Here is a 25,834-nt window from a genome sequence, read left to right on the forward strand (position 1 = left end):
GGGTCCAGTGATGAACAAAGCACGCCACAACCCCCTAAACACCGCCGCGATGCACGGAGCGTTGATCCTGTACACGCTGATCGCGCTTTTCCCGGTCTTCGTCATCCTGATCAACAGCTTCAAATCCCGCCGTGCGATCTTTCGCGAGCCTTTGGCCTTGCCCAGCGCCGACAGCTTCTCACTGGTCGGGTACGAGACGGTGATGAAACAGGGGGATTTCTTCCTGTATTTCCAGAACTCAATGATCGTTACTGTTGCGTCATTATTCTTTGTTTTGCTGTTCGGGGCCATGGCGGCCTACGCCTTGTCGGAGTACCGGTTCAAGGGCAACCTTGTGATGGGCCTTTATCTTGCATTGGGGATCATGATTCCGATCCGCATCGGCACCGTCGCGATCCTTGAGATGATGGTTGCAACCGGGTTTGTGAACACGCTCTGGGCATTGATCCTTGTGTACACGGCGCAAGGGTTGCCGTTGGCGGTGTTCATCCTGTCCGAATTCATGCGGCAGGTGAGTGACGACCTGAAAAACGCCGGCCGGATCGACGGCCTGTCGGAATACACGATCTTTTTCCGGCTGGTTCTGCCTTTGGTCCGGCCTGCGATGGCGACGGTTGCCGTGTTCAACATGATCCCGATCTGGAATGACTTGTGGTTCCCGCTGATCCTTGCCCCAGCCGAGGAAACCAAGACGCTGACGCTGGGCAGTCAGGTCTTTATCGGTCAGTTCGTAACCGACTGGAACGCGGTTCTGTCGGCCCTGTCGATGGCAATCCTGCCGGTGCTTGTCCTCTACGTCATCTTCTCGCGTCAACTGATCCGAGGCATCACGTCAGGAGCTGTCAAATGACCAAAGTTCTGATCGCTGGCCTTGGCAATATGGGGCTGAGCCACGCCTTGGCCCATCACAACCACCCGGACGCAGAAATCGTCGGGCTGGTGAACCGATCCGGTCGTGTGGATCACCCTGACCTCGCAGGCTATCGCACCTATTCTGATTTCGAGGCCGCGCTGGCCGAGACTAACCCCGATCTGGTCGTGATCGCCACCTATTCTGACAGCCACGCGGATTTCGCCTGCGCCGCAATGGAGGCTGGCGCGCATGTATTCGTGGAAAAGCCCTTGGCGACCAACGTGGCGGATGCGCGGCGCGTGGTGGAAACCGCCACACGGCTGAATCGAAAGCTGGTGGTCGGCTATATCCTACGCCACCACCCCTCATGGATACGCCTGATTACTGAGGCGCGCGATTTGGGTGGACCATATGTTTTCCGCCTAAACCTGAACCAACAATCCTCGGGTGCGGAGTGGGAAACGCACAAGGCACTCATGCAAACGACCTCACCCATCGTAGATTGCGGCGTTCACTATGTTGATGTGATGTGCCAGATCACAGACGCGCAGCCTGTCCGCGTGCATGGGATGGGTCTGCGCCTGTCTGACGAGATCGCCCCGGACATGTACAACTATGGACAGTTTCAGGTGATCTTCGAGGATGGATCAGTCGGCTGGTACGAGGCGGGCTGGGGTCCGATGATGTCGGAAACCGCATTCTTTGTGAAAGACATCGTCTCGCCCAACGGGTCGGTTTCGATCACGGACGGGAACAAGGGCGCGTCGGCTGATATCGACGGACACACCAAGGTCGGCGGCTTGCTGGTTCATACCCCACAGGGCGACCGCACCATCGAAATGCCGGATGAGCCCGGCCATCAGGAACTCTGCGATGCCGAACAGGCCTATATGCTGCGCGCCATCGCCGAAGATATCGATCTGACACGCCATATGAATGACGCTGTCCAATCCCTCGCCATTTGTTTGGCCGCGGATGAAAGCATCCGCACCGGCCAGCCCGTTTCCCTTGAGGAGCCCGCAAAATGACTGCCTTGACCCTGACCAACGTGAACAAGTCCTTTGGAAACGTGCATGTTTTGAAAGACATCACACTTGAAGTGGAAGAAGGCGAATTTGTCGTCTTTGTTGGCCCCTCGGGCTGTGGCAAGTCCACCCTGTTGCGCGTGATCGCGGGGCTTGAGGATGCGTCCTCGGGCGAGATCAATATTGACGGACAGCAGGTTAATCTGGTGCCGCCGTCCAAACGTGGGATCGCCATGGTATTCCAAAGCTATGCGCTCTACCCCCATCTCAGCGTGCGCGGGAATATGACGCTGGCCCTGAAGCAGGAAAGACAGCCCAAAGCAGTGATTGAGGAACGCGTGGCCAAGGCCAGCCGCATGCTGAACCTTGAACCCTATCTGGATCGATATCCGTCTGAACTGTCCGGCGGTCAGCGGCAGCGCGTGGCTATCGGGCGCGCCATCGTGCGCGAACCCAAGTTGTTTTTGTTTGACGAGCCGCTTTCCAATCTGGACGCGGCGCTGCGGATGAACACGCGGATAGAGATCGCAAACCTGCACCGGGCGCTGGATGCCTCGATGATCTATGTGACCCACGATCAGACCGAAGCGATGACGCTGGCCGATAAGATCGTCGTGCTGCGCGATGGGAGGGTTGAACAGATCGGCAGCCCGATGGAGCTTTACAACAACCCGGTCAATCAGTTCGTCGCGGGGTTTCTGGGCTCACCTTCTATGAATTTCCTGCCCGAGGGGCTTTTGCAGGGCGGCGGTCAAACCACCATCGGTATCCGCCCCGAAGACCTGTTTCTGTCAGATGACGGCCCATTGGTTGCACGGGTCAGTCACGTGGAAAAACTGGGCGGAGATACAAATGTAATCGCCAAGGTCAACGACCATGCCGTAACTGCACGCTTGTTTGGACAGCATTCAATTTCCGAAGGTCAGGAACTGCGCTTTGCCTATGCTGCGGACAAAGCCTATCGGTTTGATACGGAAGGGCACCGTTTAGGCTAAGTGTCTATGATTATTCGTTTTTCACAACGCGATCTCTGAAAGTTTCGCTACAACCCCGGACCTTTGCCGAGGGGGCAAAGCATCTTTCCGTTCGTCGCATTCTGGCATTTGGCAAATCTAAGCATATTTTTTACAGGGTTGTTATCAAGGCGTCACAATCCCGCCCTATGTCCGTCTCATCTTTTTTCAGACAGCCAGGAGCCATCCGTGAAAAACGTTGATCTCACTAATATGTCCGCCGACGACTGGGACGAGCTGCATTTCCCCCGCCCCGAAGAAAATGACTTTGACCGCGTTGTTGAACGCGCAATATCGCGTCGTAGTTTTTTGGGCGGCGTGCTGGCCTTTGGGTCGGGCGCCGCAGCCATGGGTGCCGGCCTTTTGGGGTCGACCGCAGCCCACGCCATCAGCGCCTCGCGCTTTGCTTTCACTCCGATCCCAGCACAGACAGACGGTGCCGTTCATGTGCCCGAAGGGTATGAGTGGAAAATGCTGATGCGCTGGGGCGACCCGCTGTTCGCGGCGGCCGATGGATATGACGTCACCGATGGTGGCCCGGTCGAGAATTCCGACATGGTTTTCGGCGAAAACACTGATGGTATGGAGACCTTTTCGTTCAAGGGTCATGAGCTGATTGCAATCAACCATGAATATCCGAACCGCAAGATCAACTTGCCCGCCGCGCAGGAAGGTGTCCCGGCCAGTGCCGATGATGTTCTGAAATTCCAGAACATTCAGGGCGTGACCGTTATGGAGATTACCGAAGGTGTCGACGGATGGTCGGTCGTCAAGGACAGCCGCTTCAACCGCCGTATTCACCACAATACCCCGATGAAGATCGTAGGTCCGGCTGCCGGGCATGATCTGCTAAAGACCAAGGCCGATCCAACCGGCACCGCATCGCTGGGCACCATGAACAACTGCGGTTCGGGCAAGACGCCGTGGGGCACCTATCTGACCTGTGAAGAGAACTTTAACGGCTACTTCGGCTCGACCGATGAAAACGCCAGCTACGACCCGAAAGTTGCGGATGGCTACAAGCGTTACGGCATCAAGGCTGAAAGCTGGAACGGCTACGAATTGTTTGATCCGCGTTTTGACACGTCGAAGAACCCGAATGAGCCACACCGCGCGGGCTGGATCGTGGAAATCGACCCGACAAAACCGGACAGCACGCCGGTCAAGCACACCGGTCTGGGCCGTTTCAAACACGAAAATGCCGAGGTGACACTGGCCGCTGACGGTCGCGTGGTCGTCTACATGGGCGATGATGAGCGCGGCGAATACTTGTTCAAATTTGTCTCAAATGGCACCTATCAACCGGGTGCTGAGACCGAGAGCCTGCTGAATGACGGAACGCTTTATGTCGCCAAGTTCAACGACGACGCGACCGGCGAATGGCTGCCCCTGACCCCGGAAACCACCGGTATGGACGCGGCCGAGATTCTGATTTTCACTCGTATGGCTGCATCGGCTGCGGGTGGAACGACGATGGACCGTCCCGAATGGGTGGCATCAAGCCCGGTCGCGGTCGAAGCTTACTGCTGCCTGACCAACAACAAGAATCGCGGTGTAAAACCCAACGCCGGTGGCGACGACACCGCAGTCAACGGACCCAACCCGCGAGAGGCCAACAAGTATGGTCAGATCGTGCGCTGGCGTCCGTCGAATGACGATCATGCCTCTGAGAGCTTTGACTGGGATCTTTATGTCATGGCGGGCAATCCGGCGGTGTATTCCGATGAGCGCGCCGGATCGGCAAATGTCAACGAAGGCAACCTGTTCAACTCGCCTGACGGCATGACCATCGACTCAACCGGCCTGGTCTGGATTCAGACGGACGGCAACGATGACAACGAAGAAGACTTCGCTGGCAACGGCAACAACCAGATGTTGGTCGGCGACCCGGTCACGGGCGAAATCGCTCGTTTCATGACCGGACCGAATGGCTGTGAGGTCACAGGTCTGGCCTGGTCAACCGATCTGAGGACTATGTTTGTTGGCATTCAGCACCCGGGCAGCAACTGGCCAGATGGCGGTACGCCGCGGTCGGCGGTGATTGCGATCAAGCGTTCTGACAACGGTCTGGTTGGTTAAGCCGATCTAAAACGCCCTCAAGCTGAGCAGCTTTGGGGGCGTTTTTTCATTAGATATCCTGACCGGGCGGCTCCAATGGTCCGCCCGTCGCCAGCAGGTGACGTTCCGATAGCCACGGGTTCAGCTCCAATGCATCGCTCAAAGCCTCCCGCGCCTCTTCAATCCGTCGCAAACCCAACAGGGTCAGCGCGCGGCCACTTATGGCAGCAACGTGGTTCGGGGACAGCTCAATGGCCTTGTCCAGATCGGGCAATGCAGCTTTAAAGTCGTGCCGCAAATAATTTGCAAATGCGCGCTGATTGTACCCTTCGGCGTAAGACGGGCAATAAGCGATCAGCTTGTTGAAATCTTCAATCGCACCCGACAAGTCCGATGCTCTGAGGCGCGACATGCCCCGGTCCAGCGCAGCCTGTGCACTTTCATCCGGCGCGTCGGCCCAGAATTCCCACAATTGGCTCGACAGAGCGCGGGCAGCCTGTTCAGTGTCGGCCTGTTGGATTTGCGCCAACACGCCGCTGATGTCATCGGTATGATCCGGGGCGGCGGGGCAATCCTGAGCAGTCGCGGCTGAGGACACGATGAGAAGGATTGAGGCGACGGCGATCTGTTTCATACACCAAAGGTGACGCCGCCAGCTCATTCGTCAACCCATCCCATCAAGCGCCCCTGAAACGCCTGTTTCTTTCACGGCCTCCATCGCCACAAAAGTTGACGTGTTGGCGACATGCGGAAGGGACGAAATCTTTTCAGCCAGAACCGCGCGGTATTCCGACATCGAGCCTGTTCGGATTTTCAGCAGATAGTCGAAATTCGATGCAATCATATGAGCTTGCTCGATCTCAGCCACTTTGCGCACCGCTGCATTAAACTCGGCCAGTGCCTTTTCGCGCGTGTCGGTCAGGCGGACCTCGACAAAGGCTACATGGTCCAGCCCGAGGCGGATTGGGTCAAGCAAAGCACGGTAACCGGCGATGATCCCTTCGGACTCAAGCCTTTTAACGCGCGCTTGAGTTGGCGATTTCGACAATCCGATGCGCCGTGCAAGATCAGCGACCGAGATGCGCCCATCCTCGGCCAGAATCTTCAGGATCAAACGGTCAAACCGATCCAGATCGGGACGGTTCATTTGCATTGCCACTCCTCGAAATTTCAGGTCAATCGCCTGTCAGAATCGAGATTTAAACCGACTGTCCTGAAAAATCGACTGTATACTTTACAAAAGCCCGGAGGATACATGACACACAGCCTGCGCACGCATATCGACGGTCAGACCTATGCCGATCAGTCCGCCATTCTGGATCATTTGTTCAAGCAGGCCGACCTGTCCAAGGCCGACCGCGCCGCCATTTGCGCATCTGCAGCGCAGTTGGTGCGCGACATCCGCTCTAGCACCTCGCCCGGAATGATGGAGGTATTCCTTGCAGAATACGGCCTGTCCACGGACGAGGGCGTCGCGTTGATGTGTCTGGCCGAGGCGCTGTTACGCGTGCCTGACGCCGACACGATCGACGCGTTGATCGAAGATAAGATCGCACCGTCAGACTGGGGCAAACATCTTGGCCGCTCGTCGTCTTCGCTGGTCAATGCATCGACCTGGGCGCTGATGCTGACGGGCAAGGTGCTGGATGAGGGGAAAACCTCTCCGGTCAGCGCGCTGCGAGGGGCGATCAAACGGTTGGGAGAGCCCGTTATTCGTACCGCTGTGGGCCGCGCGATGAAGGAAATGGGGCGGCAATTCGTTCTCGGCGAATCTATCCAGTCCGCTATGGACCGCGCCCGCGGGATGGAGGCAAAGGGATACACCTATTCCTACGACATGCTGGGCGAAGCTGCACGCACCGAGGCCGACGCGGCCCGCTATCACCTGTCTTACTCGCGCGCGATAGCGGCGATTGCGGACGCCTGCACCCATGACGACATCCGCGCAAATCCGGGGATATCGGTGAAATTGTCAGCCCTGCATCCGCGCTATGAATTGGCGCAGGAAAAACGGGTGATGGACGAGCTGGTCCCTCGACTGCGCGCGCTGTGCCTGCTAGCCAAGGCCGCCGGGATGGGATTGAACGTAGACGCCGAAGAAGCCGACCGCCTTTCACTGTCCCTACAGGTGATCGAGGCGGTGATGGCCGAACCTGCACTGTCCGGGTGGCACGGTTTCGGGATCGTTGTTCAGGCATATGGCCCGCGCGCCGGAATCGTGCTTGATACACTGTATGAAATGGCCGCGCGGCATGATCGGCAACTGATGGTGCGGCTGGTCAAGGGCGCTTATTGGGATACCGAGATCAAGCGCGCCCAAGTCGAAGGCGTCGATGGCTTTCCTGTGTTCACACAAAAGGCGGTCACTGATGTCTCGTATATCGCCAATGTGCGCAAACTGTTGGGCATGACAGACCGGATTTACCCCCAGTTCGCGACCCATAATGCCCACACAGTCAGTGCCATTTTGCATATGGCCGACGGGCAACCGTTCGAATTTCAGCGGCTGCACGGAATGGGCGAGACCTTGCATCGTATTGTGAAGGATCAAAGCAAGACGCGCTGCCGTATCTACGCGCCGGTAGGGGCGCATCGGGACCTACTGGCCTATCTGGTGCGGCGACTGCTGGAGAACGGCGCGAACTCGTCTTTCGTGAACCAAATTGTGGACGAGAATGTGCCACCGGAAACGGTGGCTGCAGATCCATTCGACGCAATCCATAAGCCGAAACCGCCCCTGACAACTGGCCCCGAATTGTTTCAGCCCGAGCGGCCAAATTCCAAGGGGTTCGACCTGCATCATACACCCACGCTTGACAAGATCGACGCCGCCCGTGATGCATTTCGCGCGCATCAGTGGTACGCGCAACCGCTCTTGTCGGAAAAGGCGCATCCAGAGGCTGACCAGCCCATTCTGAATCCGGCGCAACCCTTGGATCGACCCGGCGCAGTTGCCCCGGCCAGCGCGCGCGATGTTGAGCTGGCTCTTGCCTCTGCCTGCCCCTGGCAATCCCCCGCGGTCGAGCGTGCACGGATATTGAACAAGGCTGCCGACCTCTATGAGGACCATTTCGGCGAGTTGTTCGCCCTTCTGGCCCGTGAGGCGGGTAAATCCGTTCCCGATGCAGTTGCTGAACTGCGTGAGGCGGTCGATTTCTTACGCTATTACGCGGCAAATATCCCCGATGCTGAACCGGCAGGTACTTTTACCTGCATCAGCCCATGGAACTTCCCACTGGCGATTTTCACTGGCCAGATCTCGGCCGCTTTGGCAACTGGCAATGCGGTTCTGGCCAAGCCTGCTCCGCAGACGCCGCTGATCGCGCATCGGGCTGTGCAACTGATGCACGAGGCCGGAGTACCGCGCGACGCGCTGCAACTGCTTCCCGGTGGCCCGTCGGTCGGGGCCGCGCTGACATCTGATCCGCGCGTGTCGGGGGTGGCCTTTACCGGATCAACCGCCACCGCCCTGAAGATCCGCGCGGCGATGGCCGAGCATATGCAGCCGGGCACGCCCCTGATCGCGGAAACAGGCGGATTGAACGCAATGATCGTGGATAGCACCGCCCTGCCCGAGCAAGCTGTGCAAGCCATCATCGAAAGCGCGTTTCAGTCGGCGGGGCAGCGATGCTCAGCCTTGCGGTGCCTTTACGTACAGGAAGATATCGCCAAAGATCTGCTGACCATGCTGACCGGCGCGATGGAGGCGCTGACGGTCGGTGACCCTTGGCATTTGTCAACCGATTGCGGCCCGGTGATTGACGGGGATGCCCGTCAGGGTATTGCGGATCACATTGCGCAGGCACGGGCGAAGGGACAGGTCCTCAAAGAACTGAATACGCCGCCCGAGGGGACTTTCATCGCGCCAACCTTGATTGAAATCCCCGGCATTGCCGCGTTGGAGCGTGAAGTCTTTGGCCCTGTCCTGCATGTTGCACGGTTCAAGGCATCTGAAATTGATCAGGTCATTGCAGATATCAACGCCACCGGCTATGGGCTGACCTTCGGCTTGCACACGCGCATCGACGACCGCGTGCAGCACATCACCGAAGCCGTTCATGCGGGCAACATCTACGTCAATCGCAACCAGATTGGGGCAATTGTCGGATCGCAACCCTTCGGTGGTGAGGGTCTGTCAGGCACCGGCCCCAAGGCGGGCGGACCCAATTACATGACACGGTTCTGCAAGCCGGATCGCCAAAACAGTGCCGCAGATTGGGACAGCACGATGAGCACGCTACCCACCCCACAGGAGCGAGCCATTGGGGTGCGCACCCAATCCTTGCCCGGCCCAACGGGCGAGTCCAACCGGCTAAGCGAATTCCCTCGCGCGCCGCTTCTGTGTATGGGGCCGGGTGCTGATGCTGCACAGGCGCAGGCCAAAGCGGTCGAAGCTTTAGGCGGCGCCGCCATCCGGGCAACTGGCATGATCGACCTGCACAGGTTGGAAAACGTCACCGGAGTCTCGGGCGTACTGTGGTGGGGGGACGAAGATACCGCGCGTGAAATCGAACGTCATCTGGCCCGTCGCACGGGGCCAATCCTGCCGCTGATCCCCGGTCAGCCCGACCGCGCGCGCGTTATCGGAGAGCGTCACGTTTGCGTCGACACCACCGCCGCGGGTGGAAACCCGGCCTTGCTTGGCGGTGCGGCGTAACAGGACCTTGACGCTGGGCCGGGAAAAGCCCAGCGTCGCCCCATGTTTCCGATCCGTGACCATAACCCTTCGGGGCGCACGCCCTATGTCGTCTACCTGCTAATGGCCGCCAATATCCTGATTTTCTTCAGCTATGTCGGGATCATGGAGAACGCACGACTGATCAATCAGCTGTATTTTGACTACGCGATCATTCCAGCCCGGATTACCGATGGCTTCGCTTTCGAAACACTGGTGACCTCGATGTTCCTACACGGTGGATGGATGCATCTGGCGGGTAACATGCTGTTTTTGTGGATTTTCGGCGATAATCTTGAAGATGAGATGGGGCACCTGCCCTTTTTATTGTTCTACATGGCCGCAGGTATTGGCGCGGGTCTGATCCACATTGCCACCGCACCGGGTTCCGTCGTGCCGACCATTGGCGCATCCGGCGCGATCGCAGGGGTGATGGGGGGGTATCTGCTTCTTTTCCCCAAAGCCCGCGTGGACGTCCTGCTGATCCTGATCGTTTACTTTCGCGTTTTCACAATCCCGGCGTTTATCATGTTGGGCCTTTGGCTTGGCATCCAGTTCATTGGCAGCCTGGCCAGCAACCCTGACGCGGGCGGGGTCGCCTATTGGGCGCATACGGGTGGTTTCTTTGTGGGTCTGCTGCTGTGCATCCCCCTTTGGCTGAAACGCGGCGGACCGGGGTTTTGGAGCCGTACCCACGGCCATCCACCCCACCCCGAGCACAAATACCCGCTGACACAATCCCGCATACCCAAAATCCCGCGTAAATAGGTGCTAACCCTTCGACTTTTTCGGCAATCGGCCACCACTTAGCTCTGTGATCTCCTGCGCTGCACGGCTGACCAAGGCACCCAGCCCCGCTGCGCGGTCTTGGCTGAACCGGACAGAAGGACCCGACACAGAAACACCCGCACATGGTTCGCCGCGGTCATTGAAGATTGCTGCACCGATACAGGACATCCCCTCGTAGCGTTCCTGATGGTCATGCGACCAACCCCGCACGCGCGTTTTCGCCAGATCCGCCCGCAGCCCTTCGTCGGGCAATAACGTATAAGTCGTAAAACGCTCGGCGTCCGCCGACATCACCTTGCCTAACGCTGACTCACTCATCGCGGACAGGATCGCCTTGCCAGTGCCAGAGGCATACATAGGCGTCCGTGCGCCAGGCGGAAAAAACGCACGGATCGGATTGGGTGTTTCGACCTGCCCGACAAAGACAACCTCGGCACCATCCGGCACGGCAAGATTCGCCGTTTCACCGCTATCCTCCATCAATCGCCGCAGAATAGGACGCCCAACTTCAATCACGCTATTCCGGCGCAGGAACGAGGCACCAGAGCGATAAGCCTCAACCCCGATCATCCATTCCTGCCGGTCATCATCAAAGGCGGCAAAACTATGCTTTTGCAATGTCGCCAGAATGCGGTGCGTGGTGGCCGTTGGAACATCTACCTCTCGGGCCAGATCGCTGAGCACGGCCCGCTCCATCCGGGCCAAGGTGGTCAGAACGTTCAGCGCCCGATCCAGTGACTGCATGGTCCCGGCCGAGCTTTCCTTGAACAGCGATTTGGGTCTGCCGCGCGGTCTTTTCCGAGTTTCCATCGTTGGCTTCTCCATTTTCCGTCGCGGTAATTTTCTTACCGATGATCTTCACCGCAAAAGTGAAAAACAAAAAGTTTTTTATTATCATATCGCTAGCATTTAAAATCAATAAATGAAAATATTTTTCAAGAAAATTGCAAAAAGGAACCGAGTTCATCACACTCAGGCCAAAGCAAAGGATGTAGTGATGTCCAATCAGAACCCGGTTTTTATTCCCGGCCCCACAAATATTCCTGATCGGCTGCGTTTGGCGATGCAGGTCCAGACGCAAGACCACCGCGCGCCCGATTTTGTGAACACGCTTGCACCCGTTCTTGAGGGTACCAAAAAGGTATTCGGATCAGCCTCTGGCCAGATCATTACCTTTCCAGCCAGCGGAACCGGAGGATGGGAGGCTGCAGTGACCAATACGCTCAGCCCCGGTGATACGGTTCTGGTGGCGCGTTACGGAATGTTCAGCCATCGCTGGATTGACTTGTGCCAACGGCATGGTCTGGATGTGCGGATTATCGAATGCGCCTGGGGCAGCGGCGCCCCGGCGGATCAGTTCGCCAACGCTCTGGCTTCGGACACGGCTCATCAGATCAGGGCGGTTCTGGTGACACATAATGAGACGGCAACCGGCGTGCGTTCGGATATTTCGGCAGTGCGCAAGGCGATGGATGCCAGCGACCATCCGGCGATGCTGTATGTGGATTGTGTCAGTTCGCTTGCCTCGATGCCGTTTGCGTTCGATGACTGGGGCGTTGATATCGCGGTGTCGGGTTCGCAAAAGGGTTTCATGCTGGCAACAGGCATGGCGATCCTATGCGTCAGTCCCAAGGCGCTGGCGGCGATTGAGACCGCCAAGCTGCCGCGTACTTTCTTTGACTTTCGCGACATGATGAACGCCAACGCATCGGGCGGGTTCCCTTATACCCCACCACTGCAACTAATTTTTGGAATGCGCGAAAGCCTTAACATGCTGTTCGAGGAAGGCTTGGACAACGTTTATGCACGCCACTCCCGGCTGGCCGAAGGTGTACGAAAAGCCACTGCCGCATGGGGGCTGGATCTGGTTGCGCAATCGCCCGAGCTTTACTCGGATACGGTCAGCGCGATCTTTGTGCCCGAGGGCTTCGACAGCAATGCCCTGACCGATCACGCCTTTAACGCCTATGGCGTCAGCTTTGGCGTCGGCTTGGGTGAGATGAACGGCAAAGCCTTCCGCATCGGTCACTTGGGCAGTCTGACGGATGTCATGGTTCTAAGTGGTCTGGCCACGATCGAGATGGCGATGGCCGATCTGGATTACCCGATCGACCTCGGCAGCGGTGTTGCGGCGGCGCAGGAGTATTTCCGCTCGGGGCGCACGACCCCCATGAAAACCGCGGCATGAGGAGAAGCCCGATGTTGGACGCACTGACCACAGCCGATAGCCTGACCCTCGCCGATATGCGAGAGGCGCACGACCGTATCCGGCCCAATATCAACCGTACACCCGTGCTACGCTCGGACTATCTGGACGATCTGACCGGCGCGCGGCTGTTTTTCAAATGCGAAAACTTTCAGGAGGCCGGAGCCTTCAAGGTGCGCGGTGCTTGCAACGCGGTCTTTGGCCTGGATGAGGCGGCCGCCAAACGCGGTGTGGCCACCCATTCCTCGGGCAATCACGCGCTTAGCCTGTCTTACGCGGCCAGCCGGCGTGGTATTCCCTGCAACGTGGTCATGCCGCGAACGGCGCCACAGGCCAAAAAGGACGCTGTGCGCCGTTATGGTGGGATTATCACCGAATGCGAGCCCTCGACCACCTCGCGCGAGGCGGTGTTTGCCGAGGTACAGGCGCGCACGGGGGGTGAGTTCGTACACCCCTATAACGACCCGCGCGTGATCGCAGGCCAAGCGACCTGTTCGGCCGAGTTGCTGGAACAGACCGATGGTCTGGAGGCGGTGGTCGCGCCTATCGGCGGCGGTGGCATGATCTCGGGCACTTGCCTGACGCTTTCAAACCTTGCGCCCGACGTAACGATATATGCCGCAGAACCCGAACAGGCTGACGACGCCTATCGCAGCTTTAAAGCGGGTCATATCATCGCCGACGATGCGCCGAACACCATCGCGGATGGCCTAAAGGTGCCGCTAAGGGAAAACACGTGGCACTTTGTGTCGAACTTCGTCAGCGAAATACACACCGCCAGCGAAGACGAGATTGTCGCAGCGATGAAAACCACATGGAAGCACCTGCGCATCGTGATGGAGCCCAGCAGCGCCGTGCCGCTGGCAACGATCCTGAAGCACCCCGAGGTGTTCAAAGGCAAGCGCGTCGGCGTGATCATCACCGGCGGCAACGTGGATCTGGACAAATTGCCCTGGACCCGGGGTTGAGGAGGAAAACATGAACAAGCCCCTAAACATCGAACAGCTAGAGGTCGGCTTTGACATACCCGCCGCCATCGGCATGGACGCATCCGAAATCCAGACACCCGCGTTGGTCCTGGATCTGGACGCACTGGAACGCAACATCAAGAAAATGGGTGACTATGCCAAAGCCCACGGTATGCGCCACCGGGTGCACGGCAAGATGCACAAATCCGTCGATGTGGCGCGGCTTCAGGTCGAACTTGGCGACGCGTGCGGTATCTGCTGCCAGAAAGTGTCAGAGGCCGAAGTTTTTGCCCGTGGTGGTATCAAGGACATTCTGGTCTCGAACCAGGTGCGCGATGCGGTCAAAATCGACAGGCTTGCGCAAATGCCCAAGCTGGGTGCCCGGACGATCTGTTGTGTCGACGATATAGACAATGTGTCCGACCTGTCCGAGGCCGCGCAGCGCCATGGCACCCAGATCGAATGTCTTGTCGAAATCGACTGCGGTGCGGGTCGCTGTGGTGTGACCACCACGCCTGACGTCATCGCCATCGCCAAGGCTATCGACGCGGCCCCGGGCCTGAAGTTTGCAGGTATCCAAGCCTATCAGGGTGCGATGCAGCACTTGGATTTGTACGAAGACCGCAAGGCCAGGATCGACATCGCCGTAGCGCAGGTAAAGGACGCTGTAGACGGGTTGAAAACCGAAGGGTTGGAATGCGATATCGTCGGCGGTGGTGGCACCGGGTCTTACTACTTCGAAAGCACCTCGGGCGTTTACAACGAGCTCCAGTGCGGCTCTTACGCGTTTATGGATGCCGATTATGGCCGCATTCTGGACAAGGACGGCAACCGGATCGACCGGGGTGAGTGGGAAAACGCCTTCTTTATCCTCACCACCGTCATGAGCCATGCCAAAGCGGACAAAGCTATCGTGGATGCCGGTCTCAAGGCGCAATCGGTGGACAGTGGGCTGCCGGTGGTCTTTGGGCGAACGGATGTGGAATACGTCAAATGCTCGGACGAGCACGGCGTAGTCGCCGACCCCGACGGCGTTCTGAGGATCAATGAAAAGTTGCATTTGGTGCCAGGCCACTGCGACCCGACCGCCAATGTCCATGACTGGTACGTGGGTGTGCGTGACGGCAAAGTCGAAGCCCTCTGGCCTGTTTCTGCACGCGGCAAAGTCTTCTAGGCGAGGGGAGGATAATGAAAGATATGTCAGATAATGGCCTGCTGATTGTCAGCGAAGACCTTTGTCAGCAGTTGGTTGGCCGCAAAGAGGCGTTCGACGCGGTGCAAGACGTGTTCGCGGCTATGGCGCGCGGTGACGCGTACAACTTCCCTGTTATCCGCGAGGCGATCGGCTATGCCGATGCGCTCTACGGCTTCAAATCCGGGTTTGACCGCGCGGGTCAGGTGCTGGGCGTCAAATCCGGAGGATACTGGCCGGGAAACACCGAGAAAGGGTTGACCAACCACCAGTCCACGGTCTTTCTGTTCGACCCCGACACTGGGCGGCTGTCAGCGCTGGTTGGCGGCAACTACCTGACTGCTGTCCGCACAGCGGCGTCTTCGGCCGTGTCCATCGCGCATCTGGCCCGCAGAGACTCCAAAGTGCTGGGAATGGTCGGCGCGGGCCACCAATCCACCTTCCAGCTTCGGGCCGCCGCCGAACAGCGTGACTTTGAAAAGGTGGTCGCCTGGAACCCCCACCCCGAAATGCTGCCGCGTCTGGAAGCCGTCGCGCATGAGGTCGGACTGGAGTTTCAGGCCGTCACCCAAGAAGAGCTTGGCGCGCAGGCCGATGTCATCATTACGATCACCTCGGCTTTTGAACCCTTGTTGATGAAGGACTGGATCAAACCCGGCACCCATCTGTCATGTATGGGCACCGATACGAAGAGCAAGCAAGAGGTCGATGCCATGCTGGTGGCCCATGCCACCGTATTCACCGATGAGGTAGCGCAATCGATTACCATCGGAGAGACGCAGCACGCTGTCGCCGACGGTCAGCTGACCAAAGATCAGATTACCCCGATCGGATCCGTTATCAACGGCGACCACCCGGGGCGTGGGTCAGACGAAGAGATCACCCTCTTCGACGGCACCGGAGTCGGAATGCAAGACCTCGCCGTCGCATCAGTTGCCGCAAAACTCGCGGACAAAGCCGGATTGGCAGATCGGGCGATTCTGTAAAGCGAACCCGGGAAACGTGAAATCGCGCCTTAATCGGGCGCGCTTGCTATACCAGAATAAGCGATGGTCAACTGCGGATCACTTTGGCGAACTGGTCAAAGATCGGCTCGCTCGAACAGATCACCTCACCATCATCAATCACGCTTCCTTCCGGATTTAAGGCCTGAACAAGGCCACCGGCTTCTTTCACGATGATGATCCCGGCGGCCAAATCCCATGCGTTCAGGCGACGCTCCCAAAAACCTTCATAGCGGCCCGCAGCCACGTAGGCCATGTCCAGCGCCGCAGCACCCCAGCGGCGTACACCGGCACAAACCGGCATCAAGCGGGCAAGGTCCTGCAGAGTGGCAGGCAGGTCCGAGCGGCCACCAAAAGGCAGACCAGTCGAGAAAATGGACTCGATCATGCGGTGACGGCCCGAGACGCGAATGCGGGTGTCATTCATCCACGCGCCCTCGCCTTTTTCGGCAAAGAACATCTCATCCTTAGCGGCGTCATAGATCACGCCAGCCACGATCTTGCCCTTGTGCTCCAAAGCGATAGAGATCGCCCAATGCGGCAGGCCGTGCAGGAAGTTCGTGGTGCCATCCAGCGGGTCAACGATCCAGCGGCGGGTTGGGTCCTCACCGTCGATGGCGCCACCTTCTTCGGCCAGCCAGCCATAGGTCGGGCGCGCACCCAGAAGTTCCTCTTTCAGGATCGCCTCAGCGGCAATATCGGCCTTGGAGACAAAGTCGCCTGCGCCCTTCATCGACACCTGAAGGTTCTCGACTTCACGAAAATCCTTGACCAAAGAACGCCCCGCCTTGCGCGCGGCCTTGATCATGATGTTGAGGTTTGCACTGCCAACCATTGTCCAAAGGCTCCTGTCCGGTCAAACCGCGCGTATACTTGGGCAATGCAGCCTTGCCAAGAGGAATGATGCGCATAGCTGACCGGCGTTTGGCACCTACTGCGCTTGCAGCTTGCGCGCCTCGCTTCCAGCCAATTCGATCAGCTCTTGAACGTAAGGTTTTTCAAGGTCTTCGGAACGAACCGCTGCGTACAGCCTGCGGGTGATTCCGTTCTTGGTCAGCGGTCGCGTCACATAGTCGGAGTTGTATTTGACCTCACGCACTACCCAGTCAGGCAAGACTGATACACCACGGTTTGACGCGACCAGCAACAGGATCACCGCGGTCAGTTCGACTTGACGGATCGCCGCAGGCTCAACCCGCGCAGGGATCAGCAACTGGCTGAACACATCCAGACGTGTACGCTCGACCGGATAGGTGATCAAAGTCTGGCCCCGGAAATCATCGGCATCAATGTATTTTTTTTGCGCAAGCTTGTGTGACGAGGCGGCAACAAATACCGCTTCGTAATCAAACAGTTCAATGAACTCGACACCCGGCAGGCTTTCAGGGTCGGAAGAGATGACAAGGTCAACCTCTTCCTTTTGCAGTGCAGGCAGCGCGTCAAATGCAAGGCCGGGACGGATATCAACGTCAACATCCCCCCAGGATTTCCGGAAAGCCTCTAGCACGGGGAACAACCATTCGAAACAGGCGTGACATTCGATAGCGATGTGCATTCGACCTGTACGACCATCCCGAAGGGACGAAAATTCCTGTTGCGTCGCCTCGACTTGCGGCAAAATCTGCTCGGCCAAACGCAACAGCCGCAACCCTGCCGCTGACAGCTTCATCGGTTTGGACCGGCGCAGGAACAGCTCGACTCCGGCCTGATCCTCCAACCCCTTGATCTGATGGCTCAGCGCGGATTGGGTGATGTTCAACTGATCCGCAGCACGGGCCAGGCCACCGCATTCATGGATGGCCTTGATCGTACGCAGGTGCCGGAATTCAATGTGCATTGCTGTAAGACTCATGTTGTTCTTGAGTAATATGAGTTTGTCTCACAATGCTCAAACTGGCACAAGGGGTACAGATTGGACCTGTGAGGCAGACATGACGAAACCAGAGATTTCATTCGAGTTTTTCCCGCCTCAAACGCTTGAGGCCTCATTCCGCCTGTGGGATACCGTTCAGACATTGGCTCCGCTTGAGCCGCGCTTTGTGTCCGTTACCTATGGCGCTGGTGGCACGACCCGCGAACTGACCCGCGATGCTGTGTCCACCTTGCACAAATCTTCCGGCCTGCCAGTGGCAGCGCACCTGACCTGCGTTGATGCCTCGCGCCAGGAAACGCTCGAAATCGCAGATACTTTCGCAGCCGCCGGTGTGCAGGACATCGTTGCACTGCGCGGTGATCCGCCCAAAGGTCAGGACCGGTTCGTACCGCATCCCGACGGGTTTGCGCATTCGGTCGAACTGATCGAAGCCCTGGCCGACACCGGGAAGTTCAATATACGCGTCGGCGCTTATCCCGACCGGCACCCCGAGGCGCAGGATTTCGCCGCTGATATCGATTGGCTCAAAGCCAAGTTCGATGCGGGTGCCGACGAAGCCCTGACCCAGTTCTTTTTCGAGGCCGAGACTTTTTTCCGCTTTCGCGACGCGTGCGAGAAGGCCGGAATCGACAAACCCATCGTGCCCGGCATCCTGCCGATCGAAAACTGGAAAGGGGCCCGCAACTTTGCCCGCCGCTGTGGGGCGCATATTCCGGCGTGGATTGAGAATGCTTTTGACAAGGCACTTCGAGACGATCGCGAAGACCTGCTGGCCACTGCCTTGTGCACCGAACTATGCTCGGATTTGATCGAGGGCGGCGTTGACAAGCTGCATTTCTACACCCTGAATCGACCAGAGCTTACGCGTGACGTCTGCTTTGCCCTGGGCATTACGCCTAGGGCCGCCTTGCAGAACGTCGCCTGAGGCAATCCCCTGTTGGTCACTTTGCCCGGAACCCATTGAGTTCTGGGCTTTTTGCGACGTCTCGCATCATTTTTGGGAACCGCGAATATGTAAACAATCCCCGAAAACAAACAATTACTGTCCCCGTGGGGAGGATAAAAATTCGCTAAAGTTTGACAAATTCAAAGGCCTCCGCACACTGAGGGTGTTGTATTTGTTTAACGAGTTATTTGGGTATGGAGCCTGTTGAAAAAATTAATGCTCGCGCTGACGCGCTGGGGGCACTTGGACTGGACCAAACCGCCGGATCCGATGATATCCGGGATGCCTGGCGACACATCGCCTTTCACGCACATCCCGATCACAAGAATGGCGACTGCACGCATTTTGCCCGCGCCAAGGAAGCCTATGATTTCTTGCGCCGCGAAGGCCTGACAACCAAAGGCCCAACCACCGGCAAACCGCGACGCCCAAAGCTGCGCAAGCGTGTGATTGAGCTGGAGAGCGCAGATATCGACGCCTGCCGCGTGTTGTTGAACACAGCTCTGTCGCATAGTTCAGATCAATCTGACGTGACGTCGCCCACGCAAAACAAAACGGCCTCGGACCATGTTCCGGAAGCCGTGGGGTTTTATGGCCGTCACCTGACGTATTTTGTTCCCACGCCTGTCTGTGAAGGATCTAACCGGGTGGCGTTGCCGACCTCTTTCCTGGCCTCGGCACGGCGCACGGAAACCGAAGTACTGAACTTTCAGGCCAAAGATGCGGGCGCGGGCGAGGTCGTAGTGCCCGAAGCAATTATCACGTCCAAATTTCCGGGCGCAAAAAGCGTCCGCATAAAATTCGACGTGGATCAACAGATGCGAGACGATTTCTGGTTGCCGAACTGAATCGAAAAACCCGACCAAGAGACGGCCGGGTTTATCCTTCGCAAAGCCTCAGTTAGTTCGAAACTGGGCCTTCGGACGTAAACTTGGGGATAACCCTGGTCGATGCTGCATCACCTTCGAGTCCAGGCCAATTGCCTTCGGCAATGTTGATATTTCCGGGGACATCTTCTTCCCAGAAACCAACAACAACATCTGTAATATTTAGATAAAGTTTATCGTCAACGATCCGCCACAGGTTCGGATTTGCCGGAACCTTGCCTCCTTTTGATACGCCATATGCGCAGTGGCCATCATACTGGGGAGCGTAGTAAGCTGGATTTTCAAGGAATTTGTCGCGGTTTTCCTCGGTCGCGAACGCCCATGTCGCACCATTGTATTCCGCCGTGATATCGGCATGGCCGCGCACGGCCTCGGGCTGGGACTGACCGACAGGTGCCTGATCAAGGCTGCGATAGGCCACAACATCATATCCCGAAACAGCAAAGCCGGTGCCATCCACATATTGATCACCGGCAAATGCCGGAAAGGCGAGGGTCAGAGCAGTCGCGAGGGTCAGGGCAAAACGTTTCATGCGGTCAATCCTTTTGTCCACTGGGTTAGGCGTGTATCGGAAGGATACCCGTTTTCATCCATTTGGGCAGTCCCGCTCGCGTCGGTGTGACCAGGAATGAGGAAACGTTAGACCTGCGTACCCAAATGTTACAGAACTATCCTGGCGCCTGGGGTTGGACTCGGGCCGTTGCAGTATTAGCTGTTCGGTTTGACAGATCTGTAAACCGAACTTTGCCGAGAAAGAGACCAGATGACCGAGCAATCCCAATATGAGCCCCCCAAAGTCTGGACATGGGACAGCGAAAGCGGCGGACAATTTGCGAATATCAACCGCCCCATTGCTGGTGCGACCCACGACAAGGACCTTCCGGTCGGAAAGCATCCGCTGCAGCTCTACTCTCTGGCGACTCCCAATGGCGTCAAAGTGACAGTGATGCTTGAGGAGTTACTAGCACTGGGGCACGAAGGCGCAGAATATGATGCCTGGCTGGTCAAAATCGGTGACGGTGATCAGTTCAGCTCGGGTTTTGTCGAGGCCAACCCAAACTCGAAAATTCCTGCATTATGGGACCATTCAGGCGAAAAGCCTGTCCGTGTGTTTGAAAGCGCATCGATTCTCTTCCATCTGGCTGAGAAATTTGGCGCTTTCCTTCCAGAATCCGGACCTGAGCGCACAGAAGTCATGAATTGGGTATTCTGGCAAATGGGCAGCGCGCCTTACCTTGGTGGCGGGTTTGGTCATTTCTACGCCTATGCCCCAGAGAAAATGGAATACCCGATCAACCGCTTCACGATGGAAACCAAGCGGCAGTTGGATGTGTTGGACCGGCAGTTGGCCGATAACACTTACGTCGCGGGCGAAGACTACACTATTGCCGACATGGCAATCTGGTCCTGGTATGGCCAATTGGTTTTGGGTCGCCTCTACAGCGCGGCCGAGTTCCTGGACGCTGAATCCTACAAAAACGTGATGCGTTGGGCCAAAGCGATCGACGAACGCCCCGCTGTAAAACGCGGCCGGATGGTCAACCGCACGTTTGGTGAGCCTGAAACCCAACTGCATGAGCGTCACGACGCCAGCGATTTCGAAACCCGCACGCAGGACAAGCTGGAACCCGCTGCTGAATAGCATGAAAGCCCCGCGGTCTAATGGATCGCGGGGCATTGTTACTTCAGAATAGGTGGTTTTTCCGGATCACGACCCGGGGCAATTTGTTCCACAACACGCCGCTCAGGCTTTGGCAGATCGAACCGCAGACCAACCCGCGCCAGTGCTGCTGCCGCTGGCTCTTGCGGTTTAAAGAACCCAACATCCATCGCACCCGCTTCGATCCCCGAAAATGTCAGGGCTTCGGAGGCGGCTTTGGCCAATGCGGGTTCGGCCCCTTCGATCGCGCCGACAAATCCAAGCAAGTGCCCCGATCCCCCGTCTTCCGCCTTGGTTCCCACCAGAAACGCGGACTCGGCCAGACCAACGGCTGTTGCCAGCTTTGCGTCCAGCGCCTTTAGCAGGTCTTCCGGCAGGCCAACGGGCGGAAGGAACTGCGCCAGGCGTTGCTGAACCTCCTCCGGTGCATGCTCCAATGTAGACGCAAGCCACCCCAACGCCTCGACCGGGATCAGCATCGACGACGGCGCGACCTCAAGGTTCAGGCCCAGACCGATCCCCTGCCCCGACAGCATCGACGACAAGATCCGCCCCGACAGGGCCACATACGGCACGGGTCGTTCGGCGAAACGGGCCAGCCTGTCCTCACGGTCGAAGGCCAAAACAAAGCGGCCATCAGCGACATCGAACAACTCGGGCGAGATACTTTCGCCCTGCGCCTCTTCGGTCAGCATCAAAAACAGCTCACTATCTGCAAGTCGCTCAAAAAAGCGCAAGCGCGCTGCATCGTCTTGCGGGTTGGCTTCCATGGCGGCATGCGCTGAATCAAGCGCCGTTGTATCAGTCATTCAAAACCTCTTGGACCCGCGCGCGTAGAACTGGCAGAAGTTCTGCTTCGAACCACGGGTTTTTCTTCAGCCATGCCGTATTGCGCCAAGATGGATGAGGCAAGGGAAAGACATGCGGCGCATAATCCCGCCAGCGTTGCACCGTATTCGTCACCGACCCTTGAACACCCATATGAAACTTTTGCGCGTGGCCGCCGACCATTACTGTCAGTGGCACCTCTCCAAGCGTTTGCATAACCCGGTCATGCCACGTCTTTCCACAGATGCGCGGCGGGGGCAGGTCAGCTTTTCGTTCGTTATACCCCGGAAAGCAAAAGGCCATCGGAACAATCGACACGCGGGCGCGGTCATAAAAAACGGTTTCGTCAATCCCCAACCAGTCACGCAGGCGGTCGCCCGAAGGATCGGTGAACGGACGCCCCGAGGCATGGACGCGCGCACCCGGTGCTTGCCCAGCAATCAGCAAGCGCGCGCCAGAGCTGAACCAGACCACCGGTCGCGGCTCGTGCGCTGTATGCGTGGCGCGGAACTTTTCTGCACATATTTGGCAGGCCTCTATCTCTTCCTGTAACGAATTCATCAGATCGAAAGACTTCCTGCATCACATGGTTTGACGGTTGAAGGGAAAGATAGTCAACAGACAGCCAGGGGCCAACAGGTTCAAATGTCACAAAAACGAAAAGGCGGCTTTGCTGGACATTGATCATTTGTTTCAAAATTCGACATACTGTAGCCAAGACAGACCCATAAGGTGGCCGCGCTTGCCTCAGCCTGAGCGGTAAACCAAACAAACGTCGGGGCAGCAGGCCGAGAATGCTTGAGTTTGAGAATGTCAGTAAGTCCTTCTGGACCGGGACCCGCCGCAAGGTGATTCTGGACAGGGTCTCGTTCCGGATTGAGCTGGGGCGCTCAATTGGCATACTTGCGCCAAATGGAACCGGGAAAACGACGCTGATCAACATGATGGCCGGGCTTGAAAAACCGGATGAGGGCGTGATCAGAAAGAACTGCAGGGTTTCTTTTCCCATGGGGTTTTCGGGCGGTGTCGCAAAAAAACTCTCGGCTCTGGAAAACGCGCGCTACATCGCCAAAATCTACGGGATGGACCCCGATTATGTCGAAGCCTATTGCAACTGGCTGTGCAATCTGGGTGAGTATTTTACCCAACCGCTCGGGACATATTCAACCGGTATGCGGGCGCGTTTCACCTTTGCGCTCATGCTGGCGCTGGACTTCGACATGTATCTGATTGACGAAGGCATGCCCGCGTCGACCGATGTCGAATTCAACCAGAAAGCCGGTGACATTCTGAAAGAGCGGCTGCGGACGACGACATTGGTGATCGTGTCCCACAATCCCAAAGTTCTTGAAAAATTCGCGCAGGAAGCCGCCGTTCTTCTGAATGGCCATCTTTACATGTTCGACACCTTGGAAGAGGCGAAGCAGTTATATGACTACCAAACCCAAGGCTAAAAAATACCGCTGGCGCCGCAGCCGAAATGACCCGGCCTCGGCTGATGCCCGTGCTGACGCGATTTCGCGTATCAGAGCGGCGACGCAACCGGCCGAGGCGGCGAATGATTCAGCCCCGGCAACGGATATCGAGACGATCAAAAGCGAAGGTTTGACTGGCCGGCAGTTGCGCGTAGCAAGACGCCTTGCGCAGAAAAATGGGCTGCAGGCAACGTCGGACTATGACGCGGTGCGACTGTTGCGTTTGAAGGGGATAAATCCTTTCGAACGGGCCAACCTTCTGGATCTGGCTGCCAATAAGAAAACCCCCGAAGAACAGGCAAGGGACAAGATCAAGATTCAGCTGCCGCAGACGGTCACGGAACAGCCGCAGATCCTACCTGGCCCCAACCTAAGCCCTGCGGAACGGCGCAATCTTGAGATTGGACAGATACAAAAGGACATCGCGCGCCGCCGCAGACGAAAGCTGTTTGCCCTGTTTGCGAGGCTGACCGCCTTTGTCCTGCTACCGACGTTGATTGTGGGCACCTATTTCTACAGATACGCAACACCAATGTACGCCAGCAAATCTGCCTTTTCGATCTTGCAGGCAGATGGTGGTGGGGCTGCTTTTGGCGGGTTTCTTGCGGGCACGCAATTCGCCACGGCGCAGGATTCGGTCGCAACGCAGGAGTTTCTGGAATCCAAGGATGCGCTTGTACGGCTTGAGCAGGACACCAATTTCTCGGAAATCTTCAAGCAGGAGTGGATAGACCCGATCCAACGCCTTCCACAGGACGCATCGCTTGAAGAAACCCACAAGCTGTTCAGACGGATGATAACCATCGGGTACGACCCAAGCGACGGGATCATCCGCATGGAAGTCGCGGCGCCGAGTCCTGAAGTGTCGGTCAAGTTATCCGAGCGCCTGCTGTCCTACGCAGAGGAGACCATAAACGGGTTGAGCGAGTTGAAGCGCGAAGACCAGATGCGCGATGCAATCGCCACGTTCGACAGCGCACAGCAAGAACGCAGAAAAGCGCAGGAAGCCCTGATTGAACTGCAACTACAGGGGGCCGTTCTGGACCCTGAAAACGTGATTGCAGGCCTTCGCATGCGGATCAACGCGATCGAAGTTGAGCTGCAGGAAAAGGAACTGCAATTGGCCGCGCTGTTGGACAATTTGCGCCCAAACCAGGCCAAGGTGGATGGCGTTCGCGCCGACATTCAGCGCCTTGAGTCAGTTCTGGCCGAACTGAACGCCGAAATGGTTGACGTCTCGGCTGGCGAGAATTCATTGGCACGGCTGAGCGTTCGAATTCAGATGGCGCAGGCCGACCTCGCGGCGCGGGACTTGATGATGCAGACCGCCCTTGAGCAAGTGGAAAACACCCGCACCGAGGCAAACCGCAAAGTTCGCTATCTGACAGTGTCCGTGAACCCGGTTGCCAGTGAAGAACCCACCTACCCACGCAAGTTCGAAAATACGATTTTGGCTTTCCTGTTATTTGCTGGTATCTACCTGATGATCTCGCTTACCGCGTCGGTCCTTCGTGAACAGGTATCCTCGTAAGACACATGAAACATGTAAAAATCTCCGACCTCACGGTCGGCAATGATCTGCCTCTGACGATCATTGCCGGCCCTTGCCAGCTTGAAACCGCCGATCACGCCCGGATGATCGCCGGTAAAATGAAAGAGGCCTGCGATGCCGCCGGTGCGCAGTACGTATTCAAAGCTTCGTACGACAAAGCCAACCGGACGTCTTTGACCGGCAAACGAGGCATGGGGATTGATGCCGGGTTGAAGGTTCTGGACGACATCCGCAAAGGGATGGGTATTCCGGTCCTGACTGACGTTCATACCGAAGCTCAGTGCGCACAAGCCGCCGAGGCGGTGGATATTCTGCAAATCCCGGCGTTTCTATGCCGACAAACGGATATGCTGCTGGCAGCGGGAAACACGGGCAAAGCCGTGAACGTCAAAAAGGGTCAATTCCTCGCCCCGTGGGAAATGCCCAATATCGTTGAGAAAATCGAAAGCACGGGCAATCAGAATATTCTGTTGACGGAACGCGGCACGTCGTTTGGATATAACACTCTGGTCGCTGATATGCGGTCGCTGCCGCAGATGGCTCAAACCGGCTATCCTGTTGTGATGGATGCAACCCACTCGGTTCAGCAACCCGGCGGCAAAGGTGGGTCATCTGGTGGCCAGCGTGAGTTTGCTCCGGTCATGGCCCGCGCCGCAGTGTCGTTGGGTGTCGGTGCCGTGTTTATCGAAACGCACCAAGACCCGGATAACGCACCATCCGACGGACCCAACATGATCCCCTTGGACCAGATGCCACAATTGGTTGAAACGTTGATGCGTTTTGATGCGCTGGCCAAAGCCAACCCAATTCAGATTTAGTCAAGAGCGATA

The 25,834-nt window shown here is 57.4% G+C and carries 24 protein-coding genes; 16 read left to right on the forward strand and 8 right to left on the reverse strand.

The window, feature by feature from the left end; translation table 11 throughout:
• Positions 1-10: 10 nt before the first annotated feature.
• The 4 genes from AC2FIT_RS12465 to AC2FIT_RS12480 all read left to right on the forward strand — a co-directional run bounded on the left by AC2FIT_RS12465 (position 11) and on the right by AC2FIT_RS12480 (position 4,970).
• Positions 11-850 carry a carbohydrate ABC transporter permease gene (locus AC2FIT_RS12465; RefSeq protein ID WP_496829884.1) on the forward strand — a complete coding sequence of 280 codons (840 nt, stop codon included), beginning with the start codon at positions 11-13 and terminating at the stop codon, positions 848-850.
• Complete coding sequence (locus tag AC2FIT_RS12470; RefSeq protein ID WP_496829886.1) at positions 847-1,881, forward strand: Gfo/Idh/MocA family protein; 1,035 nt, start codon at positions 847-849, stop codon at positions 1,879-1,881. The genes AC2FIT_RS12465 and AC2FIT_RS12470 overlap by 4 nt, the downstream gene beginning before the upstream one ends.
• A complete protein-coding gene (locus AC2FIT_RS12475; protein ID WP_068336031.1) occupies positions 1,878-2,873 on the forward strand; it encodes an ABC transporter ATP-binding protein in 996 nt (331 codons plus the stop codon). Before AC2FIT_RS12470 ends, AC2FIT_RS12475 begins: the two co-directional genes overlap by 4 nt.
• A gap of 207 nt (positions 2,874-3,080) precedes the next feature.
• Positions 3,081-4,970 (forward strand): PhoX family protein, encoded by a 1,890-nt coding sequence (locus AC2FIT_RS12480; RefSeq protein WP_496829888.1) that lies wholly within the window; start codon positions 3,081-3,083, stop codon positions 4,968-4,970.
• Positions 4,971-5,019: 49 nt separating this feature from the next.
• Here the strand turns inward: AC2FIT_RS12480 and AC2FIT_RS12485 are convergent, their stop codons facing one another.
• Entirely contained in the window at positions 5,020-5,583 is a 564-nt protein-coding gene (locus AC2FIT_RS12485) for a tetratricopeptide repeat protein (RefSeq protein ID WP_496829890.1), read from the reverse strand.
• A 30-nt stretch (positions 5,584-5,613) separates the two neighbouring features.
• Complete coding sequence (locus AC2FIT_RS12490; RefSeq protein WP_224890787.1) at positions 5,614-6,102, reverse strand: Lrp/AsnC family transcriptional regulator; 489 nt, start codon at positions 6,100-6,102, stop codon at positions 5,614-5,616.
• Positions 6,103-6,204: 102 nt separating this feature from the next.
• On the opposite strand from AC2FIT_RS12490, the gene putA reads away from it, so the two are divergent.
• Complete coding sequence (gene putA, locus AC2FIT_RS12495; protein ID WP_496829892.1) at positions 6,205-9,606, forward strand: bifunctional proline dehydrogenase/L-glutamate gamma-semialdehyde dehydrogenase PutA; 3,402 nt, start codon at positions 6,205-6,207, stop codon at positions 9,604-9,606.
• A 42-nt stretch (positions 9,607-9,648) separates the two neighbouring features.
• Complete coding sequence (locus AC2FIT_RS12500; protein WP_496829894.1) at positions 9,649-10,392, forward strand: rhomboid family intramembrane serine protease; 744 nt, start codon at positions 9,649-9,651, stop codon at positions 10,390-10,392.
• Between the two features lie 3 nt (positions 10,393-10,395).
• Here the strand turns inward: AC2FIT_RS12500 and AC2FIT_RS12505 are convergent, their stop codons facing one another.
• Positions 10,396-11,223 (reverse strand): IclR family transcriptional regulator, encoded by an 828-nt coding sequence (locus AC2FIT_RS12505; protein WP_496829896.1) that lies wholly within the window; start codon positions 11,221-11,223, stop codon positions 10,396-10,398.
• A gap of 187 nt (positions 11,224-11,410) precedes the next feature.
• Between AC2FIT_RS12505 and bhcA the strand changes: the two genes are divergently transcribed.
• From bhcA to bhcD, 4 genes are read left to right on the forward strand one after another with little or no spacing between them, the layout of a single operon-like run.
• Complete coding sequence (gene bhcA / locus AC2FIT_RS12510) at positions 11,411-12,601, forward strand: L-aspartate--glyoxylate aminotransferase BhcA (protein WP_496829898.1); 1,191 nt, start codon at positions 11,411-11,413, stop codon at positions 12,599-12,601.
• A gap of 11 nt (positions 12,602-12,612) precedes the next feature.
• Positions 12,613-13,587, forward strand: a complete 975-nt coding sequence (bhcB, locus tag AC2FIT_RS12515) for a beta-hydroxyaspartate dehydratase BhcB (RefSeq protein ID WP_496829900.1) — start codon at positions 12,613-12,615, stop codon at positions 13,585-13,587.
• A 10-nt stretch (positions 13,588-13,597) separates the two neighbouring features.
• Positions 13,598-14,761: a 3-hydroxy-D-aspartate aldolase BhcC gene (bhcC, locus tag AC2FIT_RS12520; protein ID WP_496829902.1), complete on the forward strand. Its 1,164-nt coding sequence runs from the start codon at positions 13,598-13,600 to the stop codon at positions 14,759-14,761.
• Positions 14,762-14,775: 14 nt separating this feature from the next.
• Positions 14,776-15,765 carry an iminosuccinate reductase BhcD gene (gene bhcD, locus AC2FIT_RS12525; RefSeq protein WP_496829904.1) on the forward strand — a complete coding sequence of 330 codons (990 nt, stop codon included), beginning with the start codon at positions 14,776-14,778 and terminating at the stop codon, positions 15,763-15,765.
• 67 nt (positions 15,766-15,832) lie between these two features.
• On the opposite strand, the gene AC2FIT_RS12530 is transcribed toward bhcD, so the two are convergent.
• Together AC2FIT_RS12530 and AC2FIT_RS12535 are read right to left on the reverse strand one after the other, a co-directional pair.
• Positions 15,833-16,618 (reverse strand): inositol monophosphatase family protein, encoded by a 786-nt coding sequence (locus tag AC2FIT_RS12530; protein WP_496829906.1) that lies wholly within the window; start codon positions 16,616-16,618, stop codon positions 15,833-15,835.
• A gap of 96 nt (positions 16,619-16,714) precedes the next feature.
• Complete coding sequence (locus AC2FIT_RS12535; protein WP_496830073.1) at positions 16,715-17,620, reverse strand: LysR family transcriptional regulator; 906 nt, start codon at positions 17,618-17,620, stop codon at positions 16,715-16,717.
• Positions 17,621-17,714: 94 nt separating this feature from the next.
• On the opposite strand from AC2FIT_RS12535, the gene metF reads away from it, so the two are divergent.
• Positions 17,715-18,581 carry a methylenetetrahydrofolate reductase [NAD(P)H] gene (gene metF / locus AC2FIT_RS12540; protein ID WP_496829908.1) on the forward strand — a complete coding sequence of 289 codons (867 nt, stop codon included), beginning with the start codon at positions 17,715-17,717 and terminating at the stop codon, positions 18,579-18,581.
• Between the two features lie 215 nt (positions 18,582-18,796).
• Positions 18,797-19,450 (forward strand): DnaJ domain-containing protein, encoded by a 654-nt coding sequence (locus AC2FIT_RS12545; RefSeq protein ID WP_496829910.1) that lies wholly within the window; start codon positions 18,797-18,799, stop codon positions 19,448-19,450.
• Positions 19,451-19,502: 52 nt separating this feature from the next.
• Here AC2FIT_RS12545 and AC2FIT_RS12550 read toward each other — a convergent pair whose 3' ends face one another.
• Complete coding sequence (locus AC2FIT_RS12550) at positions 19,503-20,021, reverse strand: YHS domain-containing (seleno)protein (protein ID WP_496829912.1); 519 nt, start codon at positions 20,019-20,021, stop codon at positions 19,503-19,505.
• Between the two features lie 231 nt (positions 20,022-20,252).
• On the opposite strand from AC2FIT_RS12550, the gene yghU reads away from it, so the two are divergent.
• On the forward strand, positions 20,253-21,131 hold the full coding sequence (gene yghU, locus AC2FIT_RS12555; protein ID WP_496829914.1) for a glutathione-dependent disulfide-bond oxidoreductase: 879 nt from the start codon (positions 20,253-20,255) through the stop codon (positions 21,129-21,131).
• A 38-nt stretch (positions 21,132-21,169) separates the two neighbouring features.
• On the opposite strand, the gene AC2FIT_RS12560 is transcribed toward yghU, so the two are convergent.
• On the reverse strand, positions 21,170-21,958 hold the full coding sequence (locus AC2FIT_RS12560; RefSeq protein WP_496829915.1) for an SseB family protein: 789 nt from the start codon (positions 21,956-21,958) through the stop codon (positions 21,170-21,172).
• Positions 21,951-22,538: a uracil-DNA glycosylase family protein gene (locus tag AC2FIT_RS12565; protein WP_496829917.1), complete on the reverse strand. Its 588-nt coding sequence runs from the start codon at positions 22,536-22,538 to the stop codon at positions 21,951-21,953. The genes AC2FIT_RS12560 and AC2FIT_RS12565 overlap by 8 nt, the downstream gene beginning before the upstream one ends.
• A gap of 233 nt (positions 22,539-22,771) precedes the next feature.
• On the opposite strand from AC2FIT_RS12565, the gene AC2FIT_RS12570 reads away from it, so the two are divergent.
• From AC2FIT_RS12570 to kdsA, 3 genes are read left to right on the forward strand one after another with little or no spacing between them, the layout of a single operon-like run.
• Complete coding sequence (locus tag AC2FIT_RS12570) at positions 22,772-23,431, forward strand: ABC transporter ATP-binding protein (RefSeq protein WP_068336081.1); 660 nt, start codon at positions 22,772-22,774, stop codon at positions 23,429-23,431.
• Positions 23,409-24,983: a KpsE/RkpR family capsule polysaccharide export protein gene (locus AC2FIT_RS12575; protein WP_496829919.1), complete on the forward strand. Its 1,575-nt coding sequence runs from the start codon at positions 23,409-23,411 to the stop codon at positions 24,981-24,983. Before AC2FIT_RS12570 ends, AC2FIT_RS12575 begins: the two co-directional genes overlap by 23 nt.
• A 5-nt stretch (positions 24,984-24,988) precedes the next feature.
• The gene (kdsA, locus tag AC2FIT_RS12580) at positions 24,989-25,822 is read left to right on the forward strand and encodes a 3-deoxy-8-phosphooctulonate synthase (RefSeq protein WP_496829921.1); all 834 of its coding nucleotides are present in this window, start codon (positions 24,989-24,991) and stop codon (positions 25,820-25,822) included.
• Positions 25,823-25,834: the final 12 nt, after the last annotated feature.

It is taken from the genome of Ruegeria sp. YTSA135 (genome assembly GCF_059610165.1).